The sequence below is a fragment of the Clostridium cochlearium genome (assembly GCF_900187165.1).
In the GTDB taxonomy this organism is placed as follows: Bacteria; Bacillota; Clostridia; order Clostridiales; family Clostridiaceae; genus Clostridium_G; species Clostridium_G cochlearium.
On the sequence record NZ_LT906477.1, the window covers coordinates 2,296,657 to 2,307,991 of the forward strand.

Here is an 11,335-nt window from a genome sequence, read left to right on the forward strand (position 1 = left end):
TTAACCACCCTATACTAAAATACTCTATTTATTGTTTCCCTTAAATATTGTGTTCCTATAATATTTATGCTTCTATCATCCTGTATGATTTTATCCTTATTTCTTGAAGGAATAATAAAATTTTTAAATCCCATCTTTTTGCCTTCATTTATTATTCTATCACAAAACATTACTGGTCTCACTTCTCCAGTTAATCCTATTTCGCCTACAACCAACATCTTATCTAATTTAGTCTCTATTCCCTTTACACTAGATATTAATGATAATGCTATACCTAAATCTGCAAAAGTTCCTTCTATATTGAGCCCACCAACAACATTTATATACACATCGAATTGATAAAATGGTATTTTTAATTTCTTTTCTAATACTGCCAAAATTAAATTTATCCTAGATGTTTCTACTCCTACTACTGTTCTTCTTGGCATAGGTGCATTTGTTTTTGTTACTAATGCTTGAACCTCTACTAATATAGGTCTACTTCCTTCCATTATTCCTATTATAGTTGAACCTTCTTTATTAAGACTTATATCTTCCAAAAAAACTTCTGATGGATTAGTTATTTCACTAAGTCCATTTTCCCTCATTTCAAACACACCAATTTCACTAGTGTTCCCAAATCTATTCTTAATTGTTCTAAGTATTCTAAATTCTTCTGTTCTTTCTCCTTCGAAAGATAGAACTGTATCTACCATATGTTCTAAAACTTTAGGGCCTGCTAATGCCCCTTGTTTCGTGACATGAGCTACTATAAAAAACGGTATGTTATTAGTTTTAGCTAACCTCATAATTGTATTTGCACATTCTCTAACTTGTGAAACACTTCCTGGTGCTGAAGATATTTCTGGATTGTATAAAGTTTGAATTGAATCTAATATTATAAATTTAGGTTTTAATTTATCAATATTGCCTAATATAACATTAATATCTGTTTCAGACAATATATATACTTCTTTACATAAAGCCTGTAATCTTTCTCCTCTTAGTCTTATTTGCTCTTGAGATTCCTCTCCTGATATGTATAATATCTTGCCATAATTTTTAGCTATATTATTGGCAGCTTGTAATAATAAAGTCGATTTTCCTATACCCGGATCACCTGATATAAGAGTTAAGGAACCTCTAACTATTCCTCCTCCTAGTACTCTATTTAACTCATTAATTCCCGTACTGATTCTTTCATATGTAATTGACTTTATATCTACTATGCTTTCCGAAGCATTACTATTCAAGTTATAACTAAACTTTTTATCTGCTTGTTTACTACTTTTTATCTCCTCAACCATACTATTCCAAGTATTACAATCTGGACACTTACCTAACCACTTGGGGGATTCATATCCACATTCTTGACATACAAAACAACTTTTTACTTTAGCCATACAATCCGCTCCTATAATAAATATATGTATAAAGTATAATTATACATTAATTTCTTTAATTCTGTTAGTACAAATAAGGAAGTTTTTAATGTTAAAAACTTCCTTATTTGTACTATATAAAAAATAATTTCATTTATATAAATTTAGCTGCTTCTTTATCTAAAATAACAGTACAATTAGGATGTAAATGTAATAATGAAGCTGGTAACTTAGTAGTTAATTGTCCTTTAATTAATTTTTTTGCTATCTCTGCTTTGCATTCCCCACTAATTAAAAGTATTATTTTTTTTGCCTTCATAATTGAACCAATTCCCATAGTTAGAGCCTCTGTAGGAACTTCTTCTTGTGAATTAAAAAACCTTGAATTATCTTTTATAGTCTTACTTTTCAATTTTGTTAAATGAGTAAACAAAATAAGCTCTTCTGAAGGTTCATTAAATGCTATGTGTCCGTTTCCTCCTATGCCTAATATTTGTAAATCTATACCACCTTTATTATCTATCTTTTTATCATATTCCATACACTCTTTTTCTATATTAGTTGCCATACCATTTAACAAAAATGTATTTTCCTTTTTAATATTAATATGATTAAAAAAAACATCATTCATAAAAAACTTATAGCTTTGTGGATGATCTTCAGGAAGACCTCTATACTCATCTAAGTTAAAAGACGTTACTTTAGAAAAATCAATTTTTCCTTCTTTATAAAACTCTATAAGTTTTTCATATGTCCCAACAGGCGTGCTTCCTGTTGCTAATCCCAGTACACAATTAGGTTTTTCTTTTACCAATTCTAATATATCTAGTGCAGCGGCTTTACTTAATTCATTATAATTATCCTTTATTAAAACTTTCATAAATACTACCTCTCTTCTCTTTAAAGTTAAGTATATAATAATTCATAGGTTCTTATTGAAAATTATAATATATCAATTTACACATGTCTACTAAGCATAGAAATAAAAAGCTATCTCTATAGTAAATATTGAGATAGCTTTTTATTTACAATTGAAATTATATTCTATTAAATATTAATTGTTCTTTATCTACTGACACTAAAACTTTATCCCCTTTTTCAATACTTCCTTTTAATATTTCTTCTGCTAATTTGTCTTCTACAGTTTTAGTAATAGTTCTTCTTAAAGGTCTAGCTCCATAAACTGTATCAAATCCTTCTTTAGCCAAAAACTTTTGTGATTTTTTATCGAAAGATATATCTATATTTTGACTCTTTAATCTTTCAGTAACAGAATCTAACATTAAGGAGACTATTTTCTCTAAATCTTCTTCTTTTAATTTATGGAATACAATAATATCATCTATTCTGTTTAAAAACTCTGGTCTAAAAGATCGTTTTAGCTCTTCCATTACATTTTCTTTCATTTGCTCATATTCACTTTCACTTTTATCATCATTTATAGCAAATCCTAATGTCTTTTGTTTTCTGATAGTTGATGCCCCTACATTTGACGTCATTATAATTATTGTATTCTTAAAATTTACAGTTTTGCCCTTTCCATCTGTAAGCCTTCCATCTTCTAATATCTGTAATAATATATTAAATACATCTGGATGAGCTTTTTCTATTTCATCAAATAATACTACTGAATAAGGATTTCTTCTCACTTTCTCTGTTAATTGACCACCTTCATCATATCCAACATATCCTGGAGGTGACCCTACTAATCTTGAAACAGCATGTTTTTCCATGTACTCTGACATATCTATTCTTATCATGCTATTTTCATCACCAAACATAGCTTCTGCCAAAGCTTTAGATAGTTCTGTCTTTCCAACTCCTGTTGGTCCTAAAAATATAAATGAACCTATAGGCCTATTAGGATCTTTTAATCCAACTCTTGCTCTTCTAACAGCTCTAGAGATAGACTTTACTGCTTCATTTTGTCCTATTACTCTATTGTGTAAAATTTCTTCTAATTTTAAAAGTCTTTCTGATTCCTTTTCAGTAAGTTTTCTAACAGGTATATTAGTCCACTTAGAAACCACAGCTGCTATTTCTGCCTCATCTACAGTTAATGTAGATACTTGCTTTTTAGTTTTCCAATCTGATTTTAAGTTTTCTAATTTATCTTTTAAATCTTTTTCATGATCTCTTAATTGTGCAGCTTTTTCAAAATCCTGTACTCTTATAGCGTCTTCTTTCTCTTTAGTTACCTTTTGTAAATTTTCTTCTAATTCTTTCATATCTGGAGGTGCTATCATATTCTCAATTCTTACTTTAGAAGCTGCCTCATCCATCAAATCAATGGCCTTATCTGGTAAATATCTTTCTGTTATATATCTATCTGATAAATTTACTGCTGCTTCAATAGCTTCATCTGTTATCTTTGCTCTATGATGTGCCTCATATTTATCTCTAAGTCCTTTTAATATAAGTATTGCTTCTTCTTTTGTCGGTTCTCCTACCATAATAGGTTGAAATCTTCTTTCTAGAGCCGCATCTTTCTCAATATGTTTTCTATATTCATCTATAGTAGTAGCCCCTATACATTGTATTTCACCTCTGGCTAAAGCAGGTTTTAATATATTTGATGCATCTATGGCTCCTTCCGCAGCCCCGGCACCTATAATTGTATGAATTTCATCTATAAATAAAATAACGTTCCCAGATTTCCTAATCTCTTCCATAACCTTTTTTAATCTATCTTCAAATTCACCCCTATATTTCGCACCTGCAATCATTGAAGATAAATCTAAAGTTACAACTCTTTTATCTTTTAAAATTTCTGGTATATTTCCTTCAACTATTTTCTGTGCTAATCCTTCTGCGATAGCTGTTTTTCCTACTCCCGGGTCCCCAATTAAACAAGGGTTATTCTTTGTTCGTCTACACAATATTTGTAATACTCTTTGGGTTTCTTTATCTCTACCTATTACAGGATCTAATTTGCCCTCCATTGCCATTTCCGTTAAATCTCTTCCAAACTCATTTAATGTTGGAGTACCTTGATCCTTTTTATTCATATCACTAGATCTATTAATATTTTGTTCTCCTGCTACATTCTCTAATAACTCTTTTCTTAATCTATTAAAATCAACTCCTAAATTACTTAATATAGTAAAGGCAATTCCTTCTGATTCCTTTATCAAAGCAAGTAAAATATGCTCTGGTGTTATAAAATTATGATTTAAATTTCTGGCCTCTAGTAAACTTATTTCTAACAATCTTTTTGTTCTTGGTGTCAATGGTATCTCATTACTATATAAATCTAATTCACCTTTTCCTTCATATTCTTCAATTAAGTTTTCTACGTCTTCTAATTCTACCCCCATATCATTCAATATATCTTTAGATATACCATCTTCTTTTAATATACCTAGTAATATATGTTCTGTTCCTACGTAACCATGTCTATAACTTCTAGCAAATTCTTGTGCAAAAACTAATACCTTTTGAGCTCTTTCATTAAATCTTCCAAATATCACTATTAATTCACCACCTTATAAATTATCTTTAATTATTATTTTTTAATTTTTTCTTAACAAGTTCAGCTCTTTTTATTTGTCTCATTTCTTTGGTAAGTTTAGAATTAAATGTACTTTGAAGCATTGCCGGTTGTATAGATACAATTAATTCATTTAGTAATTTTTTATCTACATCTTTAATTATATCCATTTCTACTCCTAATCTTACATAGGATAGTAGTTTCAAACATTCTTCACTATCAAGAAGAACAGCCGAATTAAGTATTCCCAATGCTCTATATACCTTATCTTCAATTTTATATTTATACATTTTCATCATTTTTTCTCTTGCTAAATTTTCTTGATTTATAATTTGATATACAACTGCCTTTAGGTTATTTATTATTTCTTCTTCACTTAAACCTAATGTGATTTGATTTGATACTTGAAATAAGTTCCCTACTGCTTTAGATCCTTCCCCATATATGCCTCTTATAGTCATACCAATTTGAGTAAGACCGCTAAATATATTATTTATTTCTCCATTCATTGTTAATACCGGTAAATGGATCATAACTGATGCTCTTAACCCTGTACCTATATTAGTTGGGCAAGCTGTCATGTATCCTAATTTTTCATCAAAATCATAATCTAATTTACTTTCTATCAAATCATCTACAAATTCCGCATATTTATATCCTTCTTCTAAATTAAGTCCAGCTGTAATACATTGTAACCTTATGTGATCCTCTTCATTTATCATTAAACTAGCTGTCTCATCTTTATTGGTTATAAAAGCTCCTTTTTCATTATTCACAATAAGCTTACTGCTAATTAAATATCTCTCTAAATAAGTAATTCTATCTAAAGGGTCCATTTCCCATAATCTATATACTTTACAATTTGATTCTTCACTCTGTAAAACATGTTCTATAGTTTCTACTATTTTTCTTCCTTCTTCAATAGATATTTTATGAGGATAAAGAAAATCACTTAAATTCCTTGCAAGTCTAATCCTACTGCTTAACACAATATCAGAATTATCCACTGATGTATGAATCCAGTTATTCATATATTCTCCTCCTAATTATCAATTATCTTTTTCTAATTCTTTTATCATATCTCTTAATTCTGCTGCTTTCTCATATTCTTCTTTTTCTACAACCTTTTTAAGTTTTTCTTTCAAATCTTGAATCTTATTTCTTTTAATAATATGTTTTCCAGCCCTTTTGGGAATTTTACCAGTATGAATTACATTTCCCTGCACTCTCTTTATTACTGGTTGAAAAGTGTTAATTAAGCTTTTGTAGCATTCATTACATCCAGCTAATCCTTTTTCCTTAAACTGTAAATAGCTATTACCACACTTTTTACAAGTTTCTGTATCTACACTTGTCTTTTCTGATATTCCATTCATATAATCCATTAATCCACTTAGTAAATTTTGAAATGTATAAGGAGAAACAAATTCACTTTCTCCTATACTAGAATATATATCTCCCATTTCACTTGCACATTTATTACATACATTTAATTCTTGTTTTTCACCATTAATTACTTTAGTTATATGAACATTTGCATTATTTTTTTTACATCTTTCACATAGCATAAGTATCCCTCCTGAGATATCATCTATATAAATAATTATACCATATATGTAATTATTTATGATAATAAAACAAATAACATATTTTTTAATATGTTTGCTCTTATTTCATTTTTTCCTTCAGGTATAATATCTAAAGTTCTATCATTTATAGCAACTTTTATAAGCTTAGCAACCTTCTCATCAATTACATCTGCTTCTAAAAGACTTTCTACTAAGCTACATGCATTATGGAAAGTTATACTGTTGCTTATTTCCTTATTTAACATGTTAAATAAGGATTCGTTCTCATCAAATCCAATATGTCTAATTATTATATATCCTCCACCGCCACGTCTACTTTCTATATAATATCCTTTATCTGCTGTAAATCTTGTGTTTAAAACATAATTAATCTGTGCAGGAGCACATCTAAATTGTTGTGCTAACTCATTTCTTTGAATTTGTAATTCTTTTTCTTCATTGCTCATTAACATTTCTTTTATAAAATCTTCTATTATATCACTTAACCTTGCCATAAGCACACCTTCCTGACTTTGTCTATCTTTGACCTTAATATAATCATAATATTTTTTAGTATATTATTCAATAGGTAGTTTAAAACATATTTAATCATTATATTGATTTATTTAATATTATCTCGTAATAGCTCTGTATTTATCTAATCAACAATGAATAATGAACAATAATTGTTCATTATTCTATTCCATCCAAATGTGATATATCCGCATTTAATAGTATTTTTACATTTGATTCTTCTATTTCTACTTTTGTCAAACTTGTAGGGTTTATATGTGGTTCTCCCCAAAAATTATCTATAGTTAAATCTTCTATATAATTCATAATAGCTTTCAATGTTATAGCATGAGTTACTATAAGAATAGTTTTATTTTTATGTTTTTTTATAATTTCATCTAAAAAATCCTTCACTCTATTTCTAAGTTGTAAAAAAGTTTCTCCTTCTACAGATTTATATAATTTAGGATTATTCCAAAAATTATATATTTCTTCTTTATAATCGCTATCTATAACATAATGTTCTATACCTTCCCACTTTCCCAATTTTATCTCTTTTAGTCTCTCATCACATAAAATAGATATATCTCTTTGTCCTCTAATTATTTTAGCTGTTTTAAGAGCTCTTCCTAAGGGGCTAGAATAAATTATGTCTATATTGTCATCTTCTAATCGCTTTCCTAATCTTTTTGCTTGTTTTAATCCTAACTGTGTCAAAGGCGAATCCTTCCATCCTTGCATTTTCCTTTGTGTATTCCATATTGTTTGTCCATGTCTAGTTATATATAATATTGTACCCATTTCCATCCTCCAATAAGTTTAAGTTATATTTTTTATTATAACATAAAATGCCATGTAATCTAATTTCTCTTATTAGCATATATATATCCATTTCCATCTTTATCTATTATATTAAATCCCTTATTATTAAGAATTTTACATATTATGTTTACTTCATCCTTTACTCTATAATTTAATTTAATAGAAACTTTATCATTTTTTCTTGGTATTTCTAAATAATCATTTATTAAACTATAGTCCGACAAATTTATACTTTCATTTATATCTAATCTATAATCTGACATATTAACTCTCCCTTTATACTTTTTATTTTATTATTTTTTGTATTTAGGAACAAATTATTCATATATAAATATACCTTGTTAGTTAATTTTTTCATAACATAATTTGATAATATACAGAATAATGTTATAATTTATATATATTAATTTAAAAGTACAATTATTTAGAGGAGGTTATTGTATAATGAAATCTTTAAAAGGGACAAAAACTGCTGAAAATTTACTAAAAGCCTTTGCTGGTGAATCTCAAGCTAGAAACAGATATACTTATTACGCTTCTAGAGCTAAAAAAGATGGTTATGTTCAAATATCTAATATATTCCAAGAAACTGCTGACAATGAAAAGGAACATGCTAAAAGGTTTTTTAAATTTTTAAATGAAGATTTAAAAGGAGAAGCTATAGAAATTACTAACGTAAGCTATCCTGTAGGACTAGGTGACACTAAAGAGAATTTAAAATATGCAGCTGATGGGGAAAAAGAAGAATGGAGTGAACTATATCCTGAGTTCGCAAAAGTTGCTGATGAAGAAGGTTTTCCAGCTATAGCAACAGTATTTAGAAAAATTGCTGAAGTTGAACTTCATCATGAAAAAAGATATAGAAAATTATTAGAAAATATAAATAATGATAAAGTATTTAAAAAAGATGATTCTACTTTATGGAAATGCTTAAATTGTGGATATATTTACGAAGGACAAGCTGCTCCTGAAATTTGTCCAGCCTGCGCTCACCCAATGGCTTACTTTGAATTATTAGCTGATAATTTTTAATTATAAATATAAAAGATACTCAGAAATTTCTGAGTATCTTTTTACTTATAAATATTTATACCATTTCTTTTTCTTCTTTTCTCTTTTCTATAATTTTTTGTGCTTCAAATTCTGGTACCTCTTCATATCTATCAAATTCCATAGTAAAGCTTCCTCTTCCTTGTGTTAATGATCTTAAATCTGTAGCGTATTTAATCATTTCAGATTGGGGAACTTCTGCTATAATTCTCTGATACTTACCAGATTGCTCCATGCCTATAACTCTTCCTCTTTTCTTATTAATATCTCCAATAACATCTCCCATATATTCATCTGTAACCATTATTGATGCTTTTACTATAGGTTCTAACAATATAGGCTCAGCTTCTATCATACCTTTTTTATATGCTAAAGATGCTGCAATTTTAAAAGCCATTTCTGATGAATCTACTGTATGATATGATCCATCATGCAAAGTAGCTTTTAATCTTATAACAGGATATCCTGCTAAAACTCCTTCTTTTATACATTCTAAAAGTCCTTTTTCAACAGCTGGTATATATTGTCTTGGAACAACACCACCTACTATCTTGTCAATAAATTCTAATTCATCTCCATCATATCTTGGTTCAAATTTTATTACAACATCTCCATATTGACCATGTCCACCAGATTGTTTTTTATGTTTTCCTTGAGCATCAGATGTCTTTCTAATTGTTTCTCTATAAGGAATTTTAGGTTCTTGTAATTCCACATCTACACCAAATTTGTTTTTTAATTTGCTTGCTATAACTTCTAGATGAGTTTCTCCTATACCAGATATTATAGTTTCTGCATTTTCAATATCTCTTGATACTTTAAATGCTGGATCTTCTTCTAATAATCTAGCAAGACCAGAGGAAATTTTATCTTCATCATTCTTTGATTTAGGTAATATAGCCATGGAGATACATGCTTCTGGGAAATTTATTTCTTCATACATAATATTTAAATCTGGATCACATAATGTATCTCCAGTAACTGTATATTGAAGTTTATTTACCGCTCCTATATCTCCTGCTATTATTTCTTTTGTACTAATTTGTTGTTTTCCTTTCATGAAATAAATTGCCCCAAATTTTTCATGCTTATCTTTATTAGGATTATAAACATTCATATCACTTTCAGCTTTTCCAGTTATAACTTTAAACATAGACAATCTTCCTATAAACGGATCTGCTATAGTTTTAAATACTAAAGCTGAAAAAGGCTTTTCTTTATCTATATTTATTTCTATATTTTCTTCTGTTTTCATGTCTTTAGCTATTTGAGGATTTACATCTTTTGGTGAAGGGAAGCATTCTATAATTCCATCTATTAAAGTTTTTATTCCCTTACCTGTTATGGCCGAACCACACATTACGGGAGCAATTTCTGCAGTAGCACATCCATTTATTAGTCCTTTATATATTTCATCTTCACTTAAAGTTCCTTCTGAAAAATATTTTTCAAGTAGTTCTTCACTTGTTTCTGCTACCGCTTCTATAACCATATTTTTGCATTCAGCTACTTTTTCTTTAAGTTCTTTTGGAATTTCAGCATCTTCTATATCATCCGTTTTAGGATTATATATTCTAGCAGTATTTGAAATAACGTTTACAACACCTTGAAACCCTGATTCCTCTCCAATAGGATAATGAATAGGAACTACAGAAATTCCAAATTCATCTTTTAACTGTGTCAAAGTTTTCTCAAAATTACTATTGTCTCTATCTAATTTATTTATATAAAAAGCTCTAGGTAGCTTATATTTACTAACGTATTCCCATGCATTTTCTGTTCCTACTTGAACTCCAGATGTTCCTGATAGAACTATAAGAGCAACATCTATAGCTCTTAATCCTTCTGCAATTTCTCCAACAAAATCAAAATATCCTGGCATATCTATTAGATTAATTTTAATATTATTCCATTCACATTGTGCAACGGAAGTAGATATCGAAATCTTTCTTTTCTTTTCTTCTATATCAAAATCTAATATACTCGTTTCTTCGTCAACTTTTCCAAATCTATCTACTGATTTAGTACGATAGAGTATAGCATCTGCTAAAGTAGTCTTTCCCGCACCACTGTGCCCTATAATTCCTAGATTCCTTATATTCTCTGTTTTATAATCCTTCATATGCAATTCCCCCTAACCATACTTTTGTCCCTTCTTTAAATATATTCTATTTTTATTTTAAAATTCCTCTTAAATAAAACATAATTTTCAAAATTATTTGACTTTAATTAAGTAAAAAAAAGATTACAAAATTTGTAATCTTTTTTTATGTATTTAATTAATATTTTATTCTCAAAAAATAAAAATGGCTCCGTGGAAAGGATTCGAACCTTCAACCCTTCGGTTAACAGCCGAATGCTCCACCGTTGAGCTACCACGGAACATTATTAAACCTGGCAATGTCCTACTCTCCCACAAGGTCACCCTTGCAGTACCATTGGCGCTTAGAAGCTTAACCATCGTGTTCGGCATGGGAACGGGTGTTACCTTCTAGCTATAATCACCAGATATTCTTTCAAAATTGCACAGA

Annotated in this window: 10 protein-coding genes, 1 tRNA gene and 1 rRNA gene; 1 reads left to right on the top strand and 11 read right to left on the bottom strand. The window is 28.8% G+C overall.

Translation table 11 applies throughout. The features are described from left to right. Positions 1–14: 14 nt before the first annotated feature. From radA to CKV72_RS11340, 8 genes are all read right to left on the bottom strand, one after another. Complete coding sequence (gene radA, locus CKV72_RS11305; RefSeq protein ID WP_089866468.1) at positions 15–1,382, bottom strand: DNA repair protein RadA; 1,368 nt, start codon at positions 1,380–1,382, stop codon at positions 15–17. A gap of 133 nt (positions 1,383–1,515) precedes the next feature. Further along, entirely contained in the window at positions 1,516–2,241 is a 726-nt protein-coding gene (gene nagB / locus CKV72_RS11310) for a glucosamine-6-phosphate deaminase (RefSeq protein ID WP_089866470.1), read from the bottom strand. Positions 2,242–2,398: 157 nt separating this feature from the next. Next, a complete protein-coding gene (locus CKV72_RS11315; RefSeq protein ID WP_095178302.1) occupies positions 2,399–4,831 on the bottom strand; it encodes an ATP-dependent Clp protease ATP-binding subunit in 2,433 nt (810 codons plus the stop codon). 28 nt (positions 4,832–4,859) lie between these two features. Then, positions 4,860–5,882, bottom strand: a complete 1,023-nt coding sequence (locus tag CKV72_RS11320) for a protein arginine kinase (protein WP_089866476.1) — start codon at positions 5,880–5,882, stop codon at positions 4,860–4,862. 18 nt (positions 5,883–5,900) lie between these two features. Then, complete coding sequence (locus CKV72_RS11325; protein WP_089866479.1) at positions 5,901–6,419, bottom strand: UvrB/UvrC motif-containing protein; 519 nt, start codon at positions 6,417–6,419, stop codon at positions 5,901–5,903. A 56-nt stretch (positions 6,420–6,475) separates the two neighbouring features. Further along, positions 6,476–6,934, bottom strand: coding sequence for a CtsR family transcriptional regulator (locus CKV72_RS11330; protein ID WP_089866482.1), 459 nt, complete (start codon positions 6,932–6,934; stop codon positions 6,476–6,478). 178 nt (positions 6,935–7,112) lie between these two features. Next, a complete protein-coding gene (locus CKV72_RS11335) occupies positions 7,113–7,733 on the bottom strand; it encodes a histidine phosphatase family protein (RefSeq protein WP_238021546.1) in 621 nt (206 codons plus the stop codon). A 59-nt stretch (positions 7,734–7,792) separates the two neighbouring features. After that, complete coding sequence (locus tag CKV72_RS11340; RefSeq protein ID WP_095178303.1) at positions 7,793–8,017, bottom strand: hypothetical protein; 225 nt, start codon at positions 8,015–8,017, stop codon at positions 7,793–7,795. 181 nt (positions 8,018–8,198) lie between these two features. On the opposite strand from CKV72_RS11340, the gene rbr reads away from it, so the two are divergent. Beyond that, a complete protein-coding gene (rbr, locus tag CKV72_RS11345; RefSeq protein WP_089866489.1) occupies positions 8,199–8,786 on the top strand; it encodes a rubrerythrin in 588 nt (195 codons plus the stop codon). A gap of 55 nt (positions 8,787–8,841) precedes the next feature. Here rbr and fusA read toward each other — a convergent pair whose 3' ends face one another. From fusA to rrf, 3 genes are all read right to left on the bottom strand, one after another. Further along, the gene (gene fusA / locus CKV72_RS11350) at positions 8,842–10,926 is read right to left on the bottom strand and encodes an elongation factor G (RefSeq protein ID WP_089866492.1); all 2,085 of its coding nucleotides are present in this window, start codon (positions 10,924–10,926) and stop codon (positions 8,842–8,844) included. Between the two features lie 185 nt (positions 10,927–11,111). Next, positions 11,112–11,186: transfer RNA gene (locus tag CKV72_RS11355), tRNA-Asn, on the bottom strand. Positions 11,187–11,196: 10 nt separating this feature from the next. Then, positions 11,197–11,313 (bottom strand): 5S ribosomal RNA (gene rrf, locus CKV72_RS11360). Between the last annotated feature and the right edge of the window lie 22 nt (positions 11,314–11,335).